Source organism: Nonomuraea sp. NPDC005983 (assembly GCF_040614375.1).
Lineage (GTDB): Bacteria > Actinomycetota > Actinomycetes > Streptosporangiales > Streptosporangiaceae > Nonomuraea.
On the sequence record NZ_JBEXUP010000170.1, the window covers coordinates 1 to 17,890 of the forward strand.

The 17,890-nt window shown below is 71.5% G+C and carries 18 protein-coding genes and 1 pseudogene; 12 read left to right on the forward strand and 7 right to left on the reverse strand.

Annotation, left to right across the window (positions count from 1 at the left end; genetic code table 11):
* The 4 genes from ABZ297_RS41110 to ABZ297_RS41125 form a co-directional block, all read left to right on the forward strand.
* The coding region (locus ABZ297_RS41110) for a hypothetical protein (RefSeq protein ID WP_355358014.1) at positions 1 to 841 on the forward strand (841 nt) is incomplete at its 5' end.
* A gap of 29 nt (positions 842 to 870) precedes the next feature.
* The gene (locus tag ABZ297_RS41115; protein WP_355358017.1) at positions 871 to 2,445 is read left to right on the forward strand and encodes an AMP-binding protein; all 1,575 of its coding nucleotides are present in this window, start codon (positions 871 to 873) and stop codon (positions 2,443 to 2,445) included.
* A gap of 399 nt (positions 2,446 to 2,844) precedes the next feature.
* The gene (locus ABZ297_RS41120) at positions 2,845 to 4,161 is read left to right on the forward strand and encodes an FAD-dependent oxidoreductase (protein ID WP_355358020.1); all 1,317 of its coding nucleotides are present in this window, start codon (positions 2,845 to 2,847) and stop codon (positions 4,159 to 4,161) included.
* Positions 4,162 to 4,165: 4 nt separating this feature from the next.
* Entirely contained in the window at positions 4,166 to 5,323 is a 1,158-nt protein-coding gene (locus ABZ297_RS41125; protein WP_355358023.1) for an aldolase, read from the forward strand.
* A gap of 3 nt (positions 5,324 to 5,326) precedes the next feature.
* On the opposite strand, the gene ABZ297_RS41130 is transcribed toward ABZ297_RS41125, so the two are convergent.
* The 5 genes from ABZ297_RS41130 to ABZ297_RS41150 form a co-directional block, all read right to left on the reverse strand.
* Positions 5,327 to 6,007, reverse strand: a complete 681-nt coding sequence (locus ABZ297_RS41130; protein ID WP_355358026.1) for a copper homeostasis protein CutC — start codon at positions 6,005 to 6,007, stop codon at positions 5,327 to 5,329.
* Positions 6,008 to 6,137: 130 nt separating this feature from the next.
* Positions 6,138 to 6,740 (reverse strand): GNAT family N-acetyltransferase, encoded by a 603-nt coding sequence (locus tag ABZ297_RS41135; protein WP_355358029.1) that lies wholly within the window; start codon positions 6,738 to 6,740, stop codon positions 6,138 to 6,140.
* Positions 6,741 to 6,939: 199 nt separating this feature from the next.
* Entirely contained in the window at positions 6,940 to 7,695 is a 756-nt protein-coding gene (locus tag ABZ297_RS41140; protein ID WP_355358032.1) for a GntR family transcriptional regulator, read from the reverse strand.
* 751 nt (positions 7,696 to 8,446) lie between these two features.
* Positions 8,447 to 8,836: a zinc ribbon domain-containing protein gene (locus ABZ297_RS41145; RefSeq protein WP_355358035.1), complete on the reverse strand. Its 390-nt coding sequence runs from the start codon at positions 8,834 to 8,836 to the stop codon at positions 8,447 to 8,449.
* A 5-nt stretch (positions 8,837 to 8,841) separates the two neighbouring features.
* Complete coding sequence (locus ABZ297_RS41150; protein ID WP_355358038.1) at positions 8,842 to 10,005, reverse strand: acetyl-CoA acetyltransferase; 1,164 nt, start codon at positions 10,003 to 10,005, stop codon at positions 8,842 to 8,844.
* Positions 10,006 to 10,217: 212 nt separating this feature from the next.
* Here ABZ297_RS41150 and ABZ297_RS41155 point away from each other — a divergent pair, with 212 nt between their 5' ends.
* The 8 genes and pseudogenes from ABZ297_RS41155 (at position 10,218) to ABZ297_RS41190 (ending at position 15,993) form a co-directional block, all read left to right on the forward strand.
* Positions 10,218 to 10,730, forward strand: coding sequence for a flavin reductase family protein (locus tag ABZ297_RS41155; protein ID WP_355358065.1), 513 nt, complete (start codon positions 10,218 to 10,220; stop codon positions 10,728 to 10,730).
* Entirely contained in the window at positions 10,717 to 11,847 is a 1,131-nt protein-coding gene (locus ABZ297_RS41160) for an acyl-CoA dehydrogenase family protein (RefSeq protein ID WP_355358041.1), read from the forward strand. The genes ABZ297_RS41155 and ABZ297_RS41160 overlap by 14 nt, the downstream gene beginning before the upstream one ends.
* Before the next feature lie 27 nt (positions 11,848 to 11,874).
* Complete coding sequence (locus ABZ297_RS41165) at positions 11,875 to 12,648, forward strand: SDR family oxidoreductase (RefSeq protein ID WP_355358044.1); 774 nt, start codon at positions 11,875 to 11,877, stop codon at positions 12,646 to 12,648.
* Positions 12,649 to 12,678: 30 nt separating this feature from the next.
* The gene (locus ABZ297_RS41170; RefSeq protein WP_355358047.1) at positions 12,679 to 13,098 is read left to right on the forward strand and encodes a helix-turn-helix transcriptional regulator; all 420 of its coding nucleotides are present in this window, start codon (positions 12,679 to 12,681) and stop codon (positions 13,096 to 13,098) included.
* 13 nt (positions 13,099 to 13,111) lie between these two features.
* Positions 13,112 to 13,513: a DoxX family protein gene (locus tag ABZ297_RS41175; RefSeq protein ID WP_355358050.1), complete on the forward strand. Its 402-nt coding sequence runs from the start codon at positions 13,112 to 13,114 to the stop codon at positions 13,511 to 13,513.
* Positions 13,512 to 13,741 (forward strand): annotated as a pseudogene (locus tag ABZ297_RS41180) (transposase); the annotation flags it as partial. The gene ABZ297_RS41175 and the pseudogene ABZ297_RS41180, both read left to right, overlap by 2 nt.
* Positions 13,742 to 13,807: 66 nt before the next feature.
* Positions 13,808 to 15,103, forward strand: coding sequence for a DUF2252 domain-containing protein (locus ABZ297_RS41185; protein ID WP_355358053.1), 1,296 nt, complete (start codon positions 13,808 to 13,810; stop codon positions 15,101 to 15,103).
* A 143-nt stretch (positions 15,104 to 15,246) separates the two neighbouring features.
* Positions 15,247 to 15,993: an SDR family oxidoreductase gene (locus tag ABZ297_RS41190; protein WP_355358056.1), complete on the forward strand. Its 747-nt coding sequence runs from the start codon at positions 15,247 to 15,249 to the stop codon at positions 15,991 to 15,993.
* Between the two features lie 134 nt (positions 15,994 to 16,127).
* On the opposite strand, the gene ABZ297_RS41195 is transcribed toward ABZ297_RS41190, so the two are convergent.
* Together ABZ297_RS41195 and ureG are read right to left on the reverse strand one after the other, a co-directional pair.
* Positions 16,128 to 16,982 (reverse strand): urease accessory protein UreD, encoded by an 855-nt coding sequence (locus ABZ297_RS41195; protein WP_355358059.1) that lies wholly within the window; start codon positions 16,980 to 16,982, stop codon positions 16,128 to 16,130.
* Positions 16,979 to 17,674 (reverse strand): urease accessory protein UreG, encoded by a 696-nt coding sequence (gene ureG, locus ABZ297_RS41200; protein ID WP_355358062.1) that lies wholly within the window; start codon positions 17,672 to 17,674, stop codon positions 16,979 to 16,981. Before ureG ends, ABZ297_RS41195 begins: the two co-directional genes overlap by 4 nt.
* Positions 17,675 to 17,890 lie beyond the last annotated feature (216 nt).

Below are 17,890 nucleotides of genomic sequence, written 5' to 3' on the forward strand. Positions count from 1 at the left end.
GTCGGCCGCCGCGGACATCGCCCACGCCGCCGCGTCCGTCGGCCCGCGCGGGCGCATGCGCCTGCACCACGCGCTGTCGGCGCTGAAGGCGACGACGCTGGTCGCGACCCCGACGGGCGCGATGGACTTCCTGGCCCGCCTGCACCTGGAGTTCCTCCTGGACCCGCTGGACCTGGGCCTCCGGCACATCGTCCTGACCGGGGAGATCGCCACGAAGCGGACGCTCGGCCACCTGGCGGGCGAGTTCGCCGCACGCGTCACGGAGGTGTACGCGAGCCCGTTCGGCGGCGGCCCGCTGGCCTGGCGGGACTCGGAGGACGCGCCGCTGACACCGCTCGCCGACGGCGTCCTGGGGCTGGCCGCGCTCGCCAAGGACGAGCCGGCGTCCGGCCCCGGCCTGGCCGAGCTGGTGGTCACGCCGCACCGGCACGCGACGCTCGGCGACGCCGTGCTGCGGACCGGGCAGGCGGCCCGCGCCGACGGCGACGGCGTTCCCGCGCCCGCGCACACGGTCGGCGAGCACGTCCTGGTGCGCGGCGTGTGGCTGTCGCTGCCCCGGATCGGCAAGGCGCTGGCGAAGATCGACGGCGTGTCCGGCTGGGAGCTGACGATCAGCAGGCAGGGGACGCTGGACGCCGCGGTCCTCGCGGTCACCTTCAACCGGGAGAGCCTGGTCGCGAACCCGATGTGGAAGTCGCGGATCCAGCAGGCGGTCCGGTCGCTGACGCCGCTCTCGCTGGGCGTGGAGGTCGCGTCCGAGGTCTCCGAGACGGTCACGCCCGGCGTCGTGACCGACCTGCGCGGCCACCATCTGGGCCGCGACCGCGCGCTGATCACCTAGGAGCGGAACCCGCCAGGAGGCGCCGACCGATGGGACCGATGCCGGACTGGGGGACGCTCCCCCGCATGCTGCGCGAGCAGGCCGACCGCCATCCCGACGCGGCCGTGGTCGAGGACGGCGGGCTGCGCCTGACCATGGCCGGGCTCAGGGAGAGCGCGGCCGGGATCGCCCGGGGGCTGATCGCGCTCGGGGTCAGGCCGGGCGACCGGGTGGCCCTGTGGGGGGTGAACGACCCGTACTGGGTGGCGCACGCACTCGGCGTCTGGGACGCGGGCGGGGTGCTCGTGCCCCTCTCACCCCGTTACAAGGGCATCGAGGCCGCCGGGCTGATCGCCAGGACCGGCGCGGAGGTGCTGCTCACGGGCGAGGGCCACGGCGGGACGGTGCTGGCGGACCTGCTGCCGCCGCTGCCCGCGCTGCGCCACGTGATCGTCCCGGACGGCCTGCGGGACGGCTCGTGGCTGGCGGCGTCGGACCTGCGCGCGCTCGGCGCGGACGTGACCACCGCCGAGGAGCGGGCGCTGGCGGTGCGGCCAGGGGACCTGTGCGAGATCATGTCCACGTCCGGGACGACCGGGACGCCCAAGGGCGTCATGCTGGACCACGCCCAGGTCCTGCGCGGCTACTGGGACTGGGCCGAGATCGTGACGCTGGGCGAGGACGACCGCTACCCGGTGATCGCCCCGTTCAGCCATGGTTTCGGGCTGAACGCCGGGTTGATCGCCTGCCTGTTGCGCCGGGCCACCATGCTGCCGATCCGCGCGTTCACCCCGGACGCGCTGGTGTCGCTGATCTCGTCCGGCAGGGTGAGCATCCTCGCGGGTCCGCCCACGCTCTTCTACCGGCTGCTCGACGAGCTGGACCGCGCCGAGCCGGAGCGCGCCGAGCCGGACGTGTCGTCGCTCCGGGTGGCCATCTGCGGCGCCGCGGCCGTGCCCGCCGCGCTGATCACCCGGCTGGTCGAGCGGGTCGGCCTCGAACGTGTGATCAACGCCTACGGCCTGATGGAGGGCACGGTCGTCTCCATGACCAGGGCGGAGGACCCCGTCGAGGTCATCGCCGCGACCACCGGCTGCCCGGTGCCGGGCATCGAGGTGAAGATCGTGGACGACGACGGCGGGGAGGTCGCGGCCGGGGAGCGCGGCGAGATCCTGCAGCGCGGCTACGGCGTGATGCGCGGCTACTGGGACGAGCCCGACAAGACGGCCGAGGTGATCGACGCCGCCGGATGGCTGCACACGGGCGACATCGGCGTGCTGGATAAGTCCGGAAATCTCGCCATAGTCGATCGCAAGAAGGAGCTCTACATCGTCAACGGCTTCAACGTCTCCCCCGCCGAGGTCGAGTCGCTGCTGCTGCGCGAGGGCTCGCTGGCGCAGGCGGCCGTGGTCGGCGTGCCCGACCCCGGCTCGGGGGAGGCGGGCTGGGCGTACGTGGTGCCCAGGCCGGGGGTGATGGTGGACGTCGAGGCCCTGCACGCCTGGGCGCGGGCCAACATGTCCAACTACAAGGTGCCGAAACGGCTGATCCTGGTGGACGTCCTGCCCACCAACGCCAACGGCAAGATCGACAAGATCGCGTTGCGCGCCCGGGTGGCGGAGTGACCCTCGGCGAGTAGGTTGGAAGTGGGCCTTCTCGCCGGAGCCGGTCAGGGCATTGCACGACAGGTACGGCGGGCCCGTGCGCAACCGGTGCGTCTGCACAGAAGCCGGGCCGGGCCCGGGCACAACTCCCCTGGACCCGCCGGAGGGCGCCGACAGGCCCCGCGGTGGCGTGGATGACCCGATCCGCGACGTGAAGGGCGGGTGCCGGACGATGGCGGGCAGGGAGGGTTCCTGCTCTGTTCGCGCGCCGTTATGGGCGGTTATAACGGGAAAAATCGCGATCTTGCGGTATTCACGAAGGACGAGTTCGTTCGCACCCGTGATCGGGGATACATCGATCGAACTGGCCGGTTACACCCAGTACTCCGTGAGACAGTAGCGCCGGCATAGGGAGGCAGCGTGACGTTGCGTGTGGCGGTCATCGGTTCGGGGCCAGCCGGGATCTACACGGCTGAGGCACTGGTCAAGCAGTCGGCCGAGCCGGTGGAGGTGGACGTCCTCGAACGCCTGCCCACGCCGTACGGGCTGGTCAGGTACGGCGTCGCGCCCGACCACACGTCCATCAAGTCGATCGCCAACTACCTGCAGCGGGTGCTGGAACTCCCGCAGGTGCGCTTCCTGGGCGGTGTCGCGCTCGGCGCGCACCTGTCGGTCGAGGAGCTGCTCCGCGCCTACGACGCGGTGGTGTACGCGACGGGCGCGATGGTCGACAGGAAGCTCGGCATCCCCGGCGAGGACCTTCCCGGCAGCGTGGCCGCCACCGACTTCGTCAACTGGTACTGCGGCCATCCCGACGTCGACCCCGACCGGTTCACCCTCGACAGCCCCGAGGTCGCGGTCATCGGCGTCGGCAACGTGGCCGTGGACGTCGTGCGCGTCCTGGCCAAGACTGCCGCCGAGCTGAGCTCCACCGACGTGCCGCGCGACGTGCTGGAGCGCCTGGAGGAGAGCCAGGTCAAGGCCGTCCACATGATCGGCCGCCGGGGCCCCGAGCACGCCAAGTTCACCCTGAAGGAGCTGCGCGAGCTGGGCGAGCTGACCAACGCCGACGTGTGCGTACGCAAGGACGAGGCGGCCGTCCTCGGCGGCGACTTCCCGAGGCAGATCCGCGGCAACATCGACGTGCTGCAGTCGTGGGCCGCCCGCGAGCCGGTCGGCCGCCCCCGCCGCCTGGACGTCCGCTTCTGGCTGCGTCCGGTGGAGATCCTCGGCACGGACCGCGTCGAGGGCATCAGGCTGGAACGCACCCGGCTGTCGCCCGAGGGCCGGGTGACGGGCACGGGCGAGTTCGAGACGCTGCCCGTCGGCATGGTGCTGCGCTCGGTCGGCTACCAGAGCGTCCCGCTGCCCGGCGTGCCGTTCTCCGACGCGACCAAGACCGTCCCCCATGAGGCGGGCCGGGTGCGCGACCGCGAGTACGTCTCCGGCTGGCTCAAGCGCGGCCCGACCGGCGTGATCGGCACCAACAAGTCCGACGCGGCCGAAACGGTCCGCACGCTGCTGTCGGACCTGGAGGGCAGGGAGCGGCCGCCGCACGAGCCGATCGACGCGCTGCTCGAGGCCAAGGGCGTGCGACCGGTCAGCTACGACGACTGGCTCGCCATCGAGGCGGCCGAGGCGGACCTCGCCAGGACCCTGGGGAGGGGCGAGCGGGTCAAGCTCGTCGGCCTCGACGCCATGCTCGCCGCCTGCCGGCCCGTCCAGCCGCTGCCGTAACAGGATGCGCGTCACCGTGACCGGCCAGGCGGTGCCGGGGTTCGAGGAGACGTACCGGCTCCAGCGGGAGCGCTATCCCGGAGACGGCGCGGCGTGGCAGCCGGTGCACACCGTGTACGTGCCCGCCGACCGCTTCTCCGCGGGCACCGTGGCCGACTGGGGCGGGCAGGCGCTGGAACTGGTCAAGGAGCACCTGGCCGGGCCACGTGAGGCGGCCGAGGTGTTCGGCCTGCCGGAGACGCTCGCCGCCGAGGTGCGAGCGCGCCTGCTGCGCAAGCTCGCCCGCGAGCCCGTGGAGGACCTTCGGGTCGACTTCGAGGACGGGTACGGCGTGCGCCCCGCCGAGGAGGACGGCCACGTCGAGCTGGCCGCCCTGGCCGTGGCCGAGATGCGGGCCGCGGGCACGCTGCCGCGGCGGTGGGGGCTCCGGGTGAAGTCGTTCGCCGACGGCGACCCGGCACGGTCGCTGCGCACGCTCGACGGGTTCGTCACGGGCGTGGTCGAGCGGCTGGGCGAGCTTCCGGGCGGGTTCACCGTGACCTTCCCCAAGGTGCTGATGGAGGAGTACCTCGGGCAGTTCGCCGCGTTCCTGGGCCGGCTGGAGGGCGCGCTCGGGCTGCCGCGGCTGCGGTTCGAGATCCAGGTGGAGGCCCCGCAGACCGTGCGGTTCCTGCGCGGCGAGCTGGCCGCCTCGCTCCAGGGCAGGCTGGCGGCGGCGCACTTCGGCGTGTTCGACTACACCGCCTCGCTCGGGCTGCCGCCGCACGAGCAGCGGCTCGACCACCCCGCCTGCGACCACGCGCGGCACATCATGCAGACGGCGTTCGCGGGCACCGGTGTGGAGCTCTGCGACGGCTCCCTGGCCGCCTCCCCCGCCTCGGGCTCGGCCGCGGACGTCCACGCGCTGTGGCGGCGGCACGCCGAGCTGGTGCGGCACTCGCTCGCGCACGGCTTCTACCAGGGCTGGGACATGCACCCGTCGCATCTGGTGAGCCGCTTCGCCACGGTGTACGCCTTCCACCTGGCCCGCTACGACTCCTACAGCCGCCGGGTGCGCGCGTGGGAGGAGCAGCGGGACGCGGGCGGCGGCGTCATGGACGAGCCCGCCACCGTCAAGACCATGGCGGCCGCCCTGCGCCGGGCCGACGCCGCCCTGCGCTGAGCCTCAGTCGCGGTCGACCAGCGCCCGCCACTGCCGGACCATGCGCCACTCGACCGGCTCCGACCAGCTCTGCCGCACGGGCGACCCCACGTGGAAGGCGCGGATGCCGTAGTCGAGCAGCGCCGGGACGTGCGAGGGCCTGAGGCCGCCACCGGCCAGGATGATCGACCCGTCGCCGGCCACGGCCCGTCCCTTGAGCACGCCCAGCCCGTCGCCCACGCCCGTCGGCGAACCGGCGGTCAGGACGGTGGCGAGGTTGGGCAGCAGCCGCACGGCCCGCCAGGAGGCCTGCACGTCGGCCGCGTGGTCGACGGCGCGGTGGAACGTCCAGGGCAGCGGCGACACAGCGTGGATCAGCGCCTCGGTGGCGACCAGGTCGACGGCGCCGGCGGAGTCCAGGAAGCCGAACACGAAGCCCGCCGCGCCCGCCTGGGCCAGTGCCTTGGCGTCGCGCCGCAGCCGCTCCAGCACGTCGGCGTCGGACGCGAACCCGGCGTCGCAGCGCAGCATCACCATCTGGGGCAGCGGGCACTCCGCGGCGATCGCGGCGACCGTCTCCGGCGTGGGGCTGAGCCCGTCTGCCGCCATGTCGGCGACCACCTCCAGGCGGTCGGCGCCGCCCTGCTCGGCGGCCACGGCGTCGCGCACGTTCAGCGCGATCACCTCGAGGAGGGATCCGGTCATGCAGGAGAGGTTATATGGTGCTCTGCCCCTTTCCGACACAAATGCAGAGAGAACCTCCCACCCCAACCGGGCACGGCGACAGGCGCTCCCGCGCCGGACGGGCGCCGTGGCCCGTCCGGCCGGGGCGCGGCTAGGCGACGATCAGCTCGGCGGAGCTGAGGTCGCGGAAGGCGGTGATCGCGGTGTCCTCGGCCGGGCGCTGGAAGAGCGCGCCCGAGGCGCGGTGCGGGAGGTCCACCGTGCGCAGGTGATGGAATCCACAGTGGCGGTAGTAGCCCTGCAGGCGCGGGTTCTCCTTGGCGCAGTCGAGGCGCAGCCATGTCAGGCCGGAGCCGTAGGCCATCGCCCCCGCCCAGTCGAGCAGGGCCTCTCCAAGGCCGCTGCCCGACCAGGCACGGGAGACGGCCAGTTTGTGCACGTACAGCCCGGCCGCCGGGTCGTCAGCGGGAGTCCAGAACTCCGGGTCGGCGTGGCCGTCGAGGGCTATGGTGGCCACCGGAGGAGCCGGCTCGTCAGGGCTGAGGAAGCTCAGCTCGTCGTCCAGCAGGAACAGCACCCGCTCCTCGATGAGCGGTTCGATCCGCTCCGGGCCGAAACCTCCACGGGGCCACTGCCGGACCCCTCGCGAGTACAGCCACTCGGCTGTGTCGGCGAGGAGGGTGAGAACACCCTCCAGATCAGCGGCTTCCGCCCGGCGCAGAGTCAGCGGGTGAAGCAGGGTATTCGGGTGCATGCTACGCTCCTTCATTGCAGGGTGTGTCGAAGTGACCACGGAGCGTGATCACTCGGCGGCACGCGAGACTCGGACCGGAGGCGACCGGTTCGAGCTATGGATGGATGACGAAATCGGGGGAACGCGCAGGGTTCCCCCGCCCAGCGAGGCGCGGTGCTCGCTGCGCGCGGCCGGTTGGATCACCCCCAACCGAGCTCACTTAGCGGCGGTCGAGCTCGTATCTGATCAAGTGCTTGTCGGCGGGGAGCACTGACACCGCGACACGCACTGGCACATCGTCCCTGTCATATCCGACCCGCAGGTACACCATCACGGGCGTGCCTGACTCCATCTGCAAACGCTCGGCTTCCTCCTGGTTGGGCATCCGAGCCCAGATGTCGTCCACCACGCGGACCTGCCCGTGTCCGAGCTCCTCCAGCACCCTGTTCGCTCCTCGCGCGATGTCGCCCGGCCTGGCGATCTCGGTGTCCGCGACGAGCTCCCGAGGGAAGTAGGAGTCGTTGGTGTTGTACGGCTGGCCGTCCACGAACCGCAGGCGCCGGCGCACCACCGCCAGCTCTCCCTCGGCCAGTTCGAGCCTGCTCGCGATCTCCTCCACAGGAGACACGGTGAGAACCTCGATGAGCTGGCTGGGCTCCCGGCCTTCCTGTGAGACGGCGAAGGCGAAGGCCTCGCGGACCTCATCCGTCGGCTGCGGCTCGAGTTCGCGCTGCGGGTACATGAGCAGCGGCCTGCGGTCTCTGACCACGGTGCCGCGCCGGGGGGTGCGCGTGACGAGCCCCTCGTTGACCAGCTCCCCGAGGGCCAGCCTGACGGTGTTGCGGCTCACCCCATGGTCTTCCATGAGCTGCGCCTCGGTCGGAAGCTGCGATCCGGGACCCAGGGCACCGGAGTAGATGGCCCTTCGTAGCTCCGAAGCAACCAGCTGATACAGCACCGACCTTGCCACTTTCACCCCTTTTGTTCCAACAATTTAGACGATCTGGTTCTAGCTAGCCACAACCCCTTGACCGAACGGCCTTCACGCCTTCATCATCCAATCGTTGGTACAAATCCATCGAAAGGCCGGTGAGGGGGTGAAGCCCGGTGTTGCCGGTCCGCACGGGTAAGCCGTTACCTGCCCTGGTACGACCCCCGCGAAGCACCGCGTTTACTGCGTTACGCGCTGCCTCGTCAGGGGTTCACCCACACCTATCAGAGCCAGGGGAATGGCGTGTCCGTGCTGACGGTGCCGACCGAGCTGACCGTGCGGCGCGAGGACGGCTTCTTCGTCCGACACGAGGAAGGCGCCACCGTCTCACACCCCATCGACGACCCGACCGGTGCGAGCCACCGACACCTGGAGCCCTCGCAAGAGGTTCACTCCCCCACCGACTCCGTACGCGAAATATCGGTGCAGGACTCCATCCCTCGCCGGAGTCCTGAACCACCGCGTACGGGGCAGGAAGCGCGTCCTGGCGGGTCCCCCACGCCCGCCAGGGCGCGCGTTCCTCTTTTACGGCGACATGTTCAGTTGTATTTAGGGCTTTGTCGCTATTGCGCCCTTTCTGTCCGTTATGGGGCTTCACGGGCAGTCGTCGCGCGGGAGGCCGCCTTTTCCACAGTCCGGCCGTGACCGGGCTCTGTCCAGGCGTCGTTCGCCATAGTCCAAGCCTGAGCCTCCGCGCCCGTTTTTGGGGCGGTTTCGCGCGAGAAGGCGGAATTTGTCACGCCGTGCGCGGGCGCCAGTTCACCAACGTGACGCCGTCCTCCGCGTCCGTGTAGGCGGCCTCGACCGGCTGACCCGCCCGCGGCTCGCCGTCGCCGTGCCAGTTCCCCCAGGCCAGCGCGCCGGGCACGGCCGCCAGCCGGACCATCACGACGACGTACGGGGTGCTGAGGCCCGGCATGAAGGGCTGGTGGTTGACGATCCAGCTCACCACCGTCCCGATCGGCTCGACGGGCTCCCAGGTCCACCCCTCGGCCCGACAGGCGGGACAGAACGCCCGCGCGGGCCAGCGTCTCGTGCCGCACCGGTCGCAGCGCTGCACGGCGAACTCGTGCCTGGCCACCCGCTCCCACCATGCGGCGGAGTCCCGGTCCACGTTCGGCCGCATCGCGGTCAGCCCCTGCTCAGGATCAGGGCCGAGGTGGCCGGGAGGATGTAGCCCGGCTGGGCCGTGGACAGGGCGACCTCCGCCGAGGGGACCTGCCGGTCGCCCGCGTCGCCGCGGAGTTGCGAGACCGCCTCGGCGACGTGGTTGATGCCGTGGACGTACCCCTCTGACAGGAAGCCGCCGTGCGTGTTGACCGGGAGCGGGCCGCCCAGGGCGGTGGCCCCCGAAGCCACGTACGGGCCGCCCTCGCCCTTGGCGCAGAAGCCGTAGTCCTCCAGCTGGACGATCACCGAGTAGGTGAAGCAGTCGTAGAGCTCCGCCACGTCGACGTCCTGCGGCCCGAGCCCGGCCTGCGCGTACAGGCGGGGGGCCAGGGTCGCCGCCGAGGTGGTGGTGGGGTCGGCGCCCGACAGGAAGGAGTCGCCGCCGCCCCAGGCCGCCGCCGTGATCAGGACCGGAGGCCGGCGCAGGTCGCGGGCCCGCTCGGCCGAGGTGACGACCAGGGCGCAGGCCCCGTCGGTCTCCAGGCAGCAGTCCAGCAGGCGGAACGGCTCGGCGATCCACCGGCTGGCCAGGTAGTCGTCGAGCGTGATGGGGGTGCGCATGAGGGCGCGCGGGTTCTTGACCGCGTTGGCCCGCTGGGTGACCGCCAGGTGGCCGAAGTGCTCGGCCCGGGTGCCGTACTTCAGCATGTGGGCGCGGGCGTACATGGCGTACTGCTGCGGCGGGGCGGAGTAGCCGTACGGGGCCTGGTACTGGATCTCCGGGGTCTGCGGAACGCCGCGGCCGGTGCCGCCCATGCGGAACTCCGATCGGGCGTTGATCGCCCGGTAGCAGACGACCGTCTCCGCCACTCCCGCCGCCACCGCCAGCGCCGCCTGGGCCACCACCGCGTGCGAGACGCTGCCGCCGCCGAACTGGTCGAGGTACCAGGTGGGGTCGCGGACGCCGAGGGCGGGGCCGACCAGCGAGGGCGGCGCCGAGTCGCCCACCCGGTGGGTGGCCAGGCCGTCCACGTCGTCGGAGGTCAGGCCGGCGTCCTCCAGGGCGGCGAGCACGGCGCGGCAGGCGAGCGTCAGGGTGCTGACCCCGGAGTTCTTGCTGAAGGCGGTGTAGCCGACGCCCGCGACGGCGGTCCGGTCGCGAAATTTGAGCAAGCGCTTGGCCACACAACGCACGCTAGGCCGGGCCCCGAAAGGCTGTCAACGGTTGACACCTCCTCCGTCGCCCGCCTACCGTCCAAGCAAGCGCTTGGTAAGTTAGACTGTATCCGGCGACGGAGGAGGCCATCATGACCGCACATGCTGCCCGGCTCATCGCGCCGGACGGCCGTGCCGCCCCTCCGGCCCCCCAGCAGCGCAGGACCCTCAACGGAGCCGCCATGCCGAACGGCCCACGCACGAACGGCCACCTCGACAGCCGGCGCTTCAGGCAGGTCCTCGGCAGGTTCGCCACCGGCGTGGTCGCGATCACCGCGCTCGACCCGGTCAACGGCGAGCCCTGCGGCCTGGCCGCCAACTCCTTCACCTCGGTCTCACTCGACCCGCCGCTGGTCGGCTTCTGCGTGGCCCACACCAGCACGAGCTGGCCCAGGGTGCGCGGCGCGAAGGTGGTGACGGTGAACGTGCTCGCCGAGCACCAGCAGCCCGTCTGCGCCCAGCTCGCCGCCAAGGGCGGCGACAAGTTCGCCGGCCTGACGTGGACGGGCTCCCCCGGCGGCAACCCGGTGCTCGACGGCGCGCTGGCCTGGCTCGACTGCGCCGTCGAGGCCGAGCATCCGGCCGGCGACCACGTGATCGTGGTGGCCCGCGTGCTCCAGCTCGACACGCACGCCGAGGGCGGCCCGCTGGTGTTCTTCCGCGGCGGCTACGGAGGCTTCGTTGAGCCTGCGTGAACAGGCGCGGGCCTGGCTGGAGGCGAACCTGACCGGCGAGTTCGCACACGCCAGGGGCCTCGGCGGCCCCGGCCGCGAGCACGAGGGCCACGAGCTGCGACACGCCTGGGAGCGCCACCTCGGCAAGGCCGGCTGGACCTGCCTGGGCTGGCCGCGACGCTACGGCGGGCGCGACGCCTCCCTCGACGACCAGGTGGCCTTCCACGAGGAGTACGCCAGGGCGGACGCTCCGGCCCGGGTCGGCCACATCGGCGAGGGCCTGATCGGCCCGACCATCCTGGACTTCGGCACCGACGAGCAGAAGGCCCGCTTCCTCCCCCCGATCCAGCGCGGCGACGAGCTGTGGTGCCAGGGCTACTCCGAGCCCGAGGCCGGGTCCGACCTGGCGAACGTCCAGACGAGGGCGCATCTGGACGGCGACGAGTGGGTCATCACCGGGCAGAAGGTGTGGACGTCGCTGGCGCACGTCGCCGACTGGTGTTTCGCACTCTGCCGCACCGAGCCGGGGACGCAGCGGCACCGCGGCCTGTCGTACCTGCTCGTGCCCATAGACCAGCCGGGCGTCGAGGTCCGGCCGATCGTGCAGCTCACCGGGACGTCCGAGTTCAACGAGGTGTTCTTCGACGGCGCCAGGACGGACAGGCGCAACATCCTCGGCGCGCCGGGCGAGGGGTGGCGGGTCGCGATGGCCACGCTCGGCTACGAGCGGGGCGTCTCCACGCTGGGGCAGCAGATCGGGTTCCAGCGCGAGCTGACCAAGGTGATCGAGACCGCCAAGCGGACGGGCGCGGCGGATGACCCGGTCCTGCGTGACAGGCTCGTCAGGTCCTGGCTGGAGCTGGAGATCATGCGGCTGAACGCGCTGCGGACGCTGGGCGCGGGCGAGCCGGGGCCCGAGGCGTCGATCGCCAAGCTCTACTGGTCGGAGTGGCACCGCAGGCTGGGTGAGCTGGCGCAGGCCGTCCAGGGCAGGTCGGGGCTCGTCGCGCACGGCGGCGAGCTGAACGACCTGCAGCGGCTGTACCTGTTCAGCCGGGCCGACACGATCTACGCCGGGTCCAGCGAGATCCAGCGGAACATCATCGCCGAGCGCACCCTCGGACTGCCCCGCGAGTGATGGGAGCGTAAAGCGATGGGAGCATGGATGGCACCGCCGTACCCGCAGGCGCACGGCCTGCTCGATGGGAAGGTCACGCTGGTGACGGCCGCGGCGGGAGCCGGGATCGGCTACGCCACCGCCAGGCGCTGCGCCGAGGAGGGCGCGACGGTCGTCGTCTCCGACCGCCACGAGCGCCGCCTGGAGCAGGCCGCCGAGGCGCTGGCCGGGCTGACCGGCGTCAAGCCGCTGGCCGTCCCGTGCGACGTGACGTCCGAGGCGCAGGTGCGGGCGCTGTTCGACGCGGCGGTCGAGGCGCACGGCAGGCTGGACGTCGTCGTCAACAACGCCGGGCTGGGCGGCACGGCGGAGCTGGCGGAGATGTCCGACGAGCAGTGGCACGCGGTCGTCGACGTGACCCTGACCGGCACCATGCGCTGCACCAGGGCCGCGCTCAGGCAGATGACCGCCCAGCGGTCCGGGGTGATCGTCAACAACGCGTCGGTGATCGGCTGGCGGGCGCAGCGCGGCCAGTCGCACTACGCCGCCGCCAAGGCCGGCGTGATGGCGCTGACCCGGTGCGTCGCACTGGAGGCCGCCGAGTACGGGGTCAGGGTGAACGCGGTCGCGCCGTCGCTGGCCGTGCACCCGTTCCTGGCCAAAGTGACCAGCGAGGAACTGCTGGCCGAGCTGACCGCTCAGGAGGCGTTCGGCCGCTCGGCCGAACCGTGGGAGGTGGCCAACGTGATCGTCTTCCTGGCCAGCGACTACTCGTCGTACATGACGGGCGAGGTGGTCTCGGTCTCCAGTCAGCACCCTTGATCCTGCCTATGTTCTGATTCCCTGTACGGCGTGCTCGACCGGCTGGCGGCGGAAGGGCTGGTCGAGCTCGACCGCGAGGAGGGCCAGCAGGGGCGGCTGCGCCGCTACTACCGGCTGACCGACTCCGGCGCGCGCCCTCCACGAGGACGCCACCCGGCTCGCCGACACCGCCAGCGTCGCGCTCACCCGCCTGCGGGCCAGAACCGCCGGAGGCGCCGCGTGACCGCGTCCCTGCTCGAACAGCGTTACCGCCACGTGCTGCGGCTGCTTCCCGCCTCCTACCGCTCCGAGCGCGAGGAGGAGATGGCGGCCGAGTTCATGGACATGTCCGGCGAGGTGCCCGACGAGGTGAACCCCCGGCCGCGCTGGGGCGAGATGCCCGTTGCCGGCCGGGCGGGTAGAGCTCGGCGGAGAATCTCGAGCCTGCATGTCGAAAACGTGGCGGCATGATCGACGTGTAGTTATGAAGACACTGGTGTGGATCGTTTCGGGACTGGCCGCATTCGTTTTTGTGTCAACGGGGCTGCCGAAGGTGACCGCCTCCGCGGCCGAGCTGACCACGATGTACGAAGGCATTCCTGTGGTGCTGCTGAAGATCGCCGGGGTGGCTGAGGTCCTCGGCGGGCTGGGGCTCATCATCCCAGCCGCGACAAGGATCCTGCCGATCCTGACTCCGGTCGCGGCCGGTGGCCTGGTCCTGACCATGCTCGGGGCGATTATCACCAACATCGCCATCGGCGAATACACCCCGATCCTTATCTCGCTGCCGTATCTGGTGGCGGCGGCAGCAATTTTGTGGGCCCGCTCGACCCGATACGCGATCGCGTCGCGAAAAAAGACCGCTGCACAGCCCCCCGCCTCCTAGCAATCGGCGATGCCGTCCGCTGTCGTTCGTGCTCACTGCGGGCCAGGCGGGAGACAGCCCGCAGTTTCGCGCTGTGCTGTCCCGTATCAAGATGCGCCTGCCCGTCGGCCGCCCGCGCACCCGCCCGGCAGCGGTGGCCGGCGACAGGCGTACTCCTCCCGCGGCAACCGCGCTTACCTGCGCCGACGTGGTATCAAGGCCGTCATCCCGGAGAAGACCGATCAGCGGCCCGGCGCCCCTGACAGGGAAAGACCAGGGTAGGCGCGGACGCGTCCGGGTCTTACTGTCCGGACTATGGGCACACGCTCCACCTACCTGCTCGACGTCCTGATGGCAGAGTTCGGCGAGTCGATCAAGCGGGACCCCGCCGCTTTCCGGCGGAAATTTCGGAAAATGGCGGCTTCCCCGTTCGCGTTCTACCGAGGCAGCGCCTGCGTCTTCTACTCCGACCTGACGAACCTGTTCGCCGACGACTCCTACCTCGACCCGCCGACCAGCCGGGTGTGGATCCACGGCGACCTGCACGCGGAGAACTTCGGCACCTACATGAACGCCTCCGGCGTGCTCGTGTTCAACGTCAACGACTTCGACGAGGCGTACGTCGGCCCGTACGTCTGGGACCTCAAGCGCTTCGCGGCCAGCGTGGCCCTGATCGGGTACGCCAAGGCGCTGTCGGACGACGCGATCAGCATGCTGGTCACCGACTTCGCCGGCGCGTACCTGGACGAACTGACCGGCATCGCGCACGGCGGGGACGACGCGATCGGCTCGCTGACGCTCGACACCACCTCCGGCGTGCTGCACCGCGTGCTGCAGACCGCCCGCCTCAACACCCGCGTCGCGATGCTGGACGTCGAGACAGTGATCGACGACTACGACCGGCGCTTCGCCATCATGGAGGGCCGCGAGCCCGTCGATCCGCCGACGCGGGCCGCCGTGCTCGCGGCGTTCGAGGACTACCTGACGACGCTGCCCGTCCAGTCGAACCCAGTGGAGCACGTCATCAAGGACGTGGCGCTACGCAAGGGCGTGGGCATCGGGTCGGCCGGGCTGCCGTCGTACAACCTGCTGCTGGAGGGGCGCTCGCAGGCGCTGGAGAACGACGTCATCCTCTACATGAAGCAGGCCCAGGTGCCCGCCGTGGCGCGGTACGTCACCGACGAGAAGGTGGTGAAGTACTTCCACCACCAGGGGCACCGTACGGCGGAGTCACAGCGGGCGCTCCAGGCGTACGCCGACCCCTGGCTCGGCTACACCACCCTCGACGGGGTGGGGCAGCTCGTCGCGGAGGTCTCGCCGTACTCGGCCGACCTGGGCTGGGACGACGTCAACGAGCCCGCCGAGGTGCGGGCCATCATGCGGGACCTGGGGCGGGCCGTGGCCCGCATGCACTCGGTCGCCGACGACGAGTCCAGCCACGACCTGGTGGACTTCTCGACGGAGGAGTCGATCGTGGCGGTGGTCAACGGCGACAGGCCGGGATTCGTCGCGATGCTCGTCGACTTCGCGCACCGGTACGGGGCGCAGGCCCGCGAGGACCATCAACGCTTCGTCGACCTCTTCCGCAACGGCCGCCTGCCGGGGGTGTGAGTCGGCCGGGCGGGTTCCCGACCCCCGCCGCCGCGCGCGGTCCCGAACGCGTCCTGACGATCATGGGCGGCAGCCCGAGCGGGCCGCCGGGACGGACCCTGACGCCGCTTGGGACCGACCGGTTGGTATGACATGCTCTCGACATGAGTCTGTTCTCGGTGGAAGGCAAGACGGTCGTCGTCACCGGCGGGTCGCGGGGCATCGGGCGCATGATCGCGGCCGGGTTCGTCGAGGCCGGGGCGTCGGTCTACATCTCCGCACGGAAGACGGCCGAGGTCGAGAAGACCGCTGCCGAACTTGGGTGCGTCGCCGTGCCTGCCGACCTGTCGACGTCCGAGGGAGTGGCCACGCTGGTGTCCGCCGTGGACGGGCCGCTGGACGTCCTCGTGAACAACGCCGGCGCCACGTGGGGAGCGCCGCTGGAGGAGTATCCGGAGCACGCCTTCGACAAGCTCTGGAACATCAACGTCAAGGGCGTCTTCTACCTGACCCAGCGGTTCCTGCCGCAGCTGCGGTCCAGCGCCAGCGCCGACGACCCCGCACGAGTGATCAACATCGGGTCCATCGACGGGATCAGGGTGCCGCCCATGGAGAACTACGCGTACTCGGCCGCGAAGGCCGGGGTGCACATGCTCACCCGGCATCTGGCCAGGCAGCTGGCGCGCGAGCACATCACGGTCAACGCCATCGCGCCGGGGCCGTTCGACTCGAAGATGACGGCGTTCGCCCTGGACGACCCCGCCACCCGCGAGGCCATCGCCGCCGGCGTCCCCCTGGGCCGGATCGGCCGCCCCGACGACATGGCCGGGGCGGCGATCTACCTGGCCTCACGCGCCGGCGCCTACCTGACGGGCACGGTCATCCCGGTGGACGGCGGCGTCTCGAGCTAGACCTCTCCGGACCACAACCACCGTGGATGCCAACCAGCCTCGCAAGGGCCACAGGCGCCCACACAGGCACGTTCGGCACAGGACGGCGGGCGTGCACTATGGCGATAGCACCGTGTCCCCCACCGCAAGCCGCCTCACACATACCGACGCAGCACGGTGTGAAGGTGGCGGTGCAGGACGCGCGCGTCAGGGGCGACGGCGGTCAAGAGCCGGCCGGGGCCGGGGAGCGCGGTGACGACGGCGTGCCCGTTGTCGGGGCTGTCGCTGAGGATCTGGGTGTGGGGCATCGAATCGTCGAGTTCCGGGTCGATGAGGAGGGCCTGGCCGATGATGCGGTAGCCGGCCAGGACGGCGGGGCCGTCCCAGCAGGGTGCGCTGGGCCCGTAGTCGGTCTGCTGGTCCAAAAGCGTGTGCCCGTCGCGGCGGAGGGTGAGTCGGCTGGTCAGGTTGCCTGGCGGTTCGTGGGCGCGGCCGAGGATCTGCCGCTCGGTGAGCAGAAGGCGGGCGCTGGGGGCCAGGTCGATGTGAGTGCTCTGGAGCAGATCGCTGCCTGCGGTACTGATGAGTGGTTCTGGCAGCCAATGCAGGCAGGCGTCGTCCGCCACGGAGATGATCAGGTCCCAGGTGGCGGGGGCGGGGGTAGGGCCGGGCAGGGCGATGGTGGCCGCGGCGGTGATGATCTCCAGGTCGGCGCCGGGGCCGACGACGACCTCGATGCGCAGCCGGTCGCCGTTGTGCGGGGCGCTCATGGCACCCAGGACGCACACGCGGGCCCGGCCGCCGCGCGGCCGTAGCCGCCGCGGGTCGAAGGGGCCGTCGCCGTGCAGGACGGTGCAGCGGGTGGCTCCGGCATCGGCGACAGCGGTGATGCGGGCGGTGGCGTGCAGGCTGTGGGATCGGGGCGGATGAGGGCCGGGTGAGGCGGTGGCGCCGGCCGGAGTGCCGGCCTGAGCCATGGCGTGGACGGGGCCCTGGACGAGGGCCGTCATACCCGTGCCGCAGCCCACTCGGCGACGCGGCGGGTGACCCAGTCGGCGACGGGCCGGATGCCGTCGTCGGCCCGGATGCTGGCGAGGACGACGGGGCGGGTGCCCCGGGCGGCCTTGGCATCGCGCTCCATGGCCTGCAGGTCGGCGCCGACGTAAGGAGCCAGGTCGGTCTTGTTGATGACGAGCAGGTCGGCGGTGGTCAGTCCTGGGCCGCCCTTGCGTGGGATGTCGTCGCCGCCGGCGACGTCGATGAGGAAGATCTGGTGATCGACCAGGCCCCGGGAGAAGGTGGCGGTGAGGTTGTCGCCGCCGGATTCGATCAGGATGAGGTCCAGCGGGGTGATCCGGGCCTGGAGGTCTTCGACGGCTTCGAGGTTGGCGGAGATGTCGTCGCGGATGGCGGTGTGCGGGCAGGCGCCGGTCTCGACGCCGATGATCCGCTCGGGTGGCAGGACGGCCTGGCGGAGCAGGGCCTCTGCGTCCTCGCGGGTGTAGATGTCGTTGGTGACCACCGCCAGGGACAGGCTGTCGCGCAGCTGCCGGCACAGAGCGGCGACGGTGGCGGTCTTGCCGGAGCCCACGGGGCCGCCCAGGCCGATGCGCAAGGCGCGCCGCCCCTCGCTTGTCGTAGCGGCGGACCCGTAGGGGGCGCCACCTCCGCAGGGCAGGGTGTCGGGATGGTGCAGGTGCATGGTGGCCTCCAGATGCCGTTGTGGAAGTGAGCGCTGGTCAGCTCGCGAACAGCCGTACCGGCCAGGCGGCGTGCTGCTCGGCGGTGATGTCCAACAGCGGCGCCGAGGCAGCGGGCAGGACGCCTGGCCCGTCGGCCGCCACCCGCGCCGCTTGCCGGACGGCACGGAGGGCAACCTGGTCGATGTCGCCGGCCAGGCGCGCCAGGACGGCGGCGG

Coding starts and splice junctions, on each gene's coding strand:
- ABZ297_RS41115 (WP_355358017.1), top strand. CDS start 871: ATGGGACCGATGCCGGACTGGGGGACGCTCCCCCGCATGCTGCGCGAG.
- ABZ297_RS41125 (WP_355358023.1), top strand. CDS start 4,166: ATGCGCGTCACCGTGACCGGCCAGGCGGTGCCGGGGTTCGAGGAGACG.
- ABZ297_RS41130 (WP_355358026.1), bottom strand. CDS start 6,007: ATGACCGGATCCCTCCTCGAGGTGATCGCGCTGAACGTGCGCGACGCC.
- ABZ297_RS41135 (WP_355358029.1), bottom strand. CDS start 6,740: ATGCACCCGAATACCCTGCTTCACCCGCTGACTCTGCGCCGGGCGGAA.
- ABZ297_RS41145 (WP_355358035.1), bottom strand. CDS start 8,836: ATGCGGCCGAACGTGGACCGGGACTCCGCCGCATGGTGGGAGCGGGTG.
- ABZ297_RS41155 (WP_355358065.1), top strand. CDS start 10,218: ATGCCGAACGGCCCACGCACGAACGGCCACCTCGACAGCCGGCGCTTC.
- ABZ297_RS41165 (WP_355358044.1), top strand. CDS start 11,875: ATGGCACCGCCGTACCCGCAGGCGCACGGCCTGCTCGATGGGAAGGTC.
- ABZ297_RS41175 (WP_355358050.1), top strand. CDS start 13,112: ATGAAGACACTGGTGTGGATCGTTTCGGGACTGGCCGCATTCGTTTTT.
- ABZ297_RS41185 (WP_355358053.1), top strand. CDS start 13,808: ATGGGCACACGCTCCACCTACCTGCTCGACGTCCTGATGGCAGAGTTC.
- ABZ297_RS41190 (WP_355358056.1), top strand. CDS start 15,247: ATGAGTCTGTTCTCGGTGGAAGGCAAGACGGTCGTCGTCACCGGCGGG.
- ABZ297_RS41195 (WP_355358059.1), bottom strand. CDS start 16,982: ATGACGGCCCTCGTCCAGGGCCCCGTCCACGCCATGGCTCAGGCCGGC.
- ureG (WP_355358062.1), bottom strand. CDS start 17,674: ATGCACCTGCACCATCCCGACACCCTGCCCTGCGGAGGTGGCGCCCCC.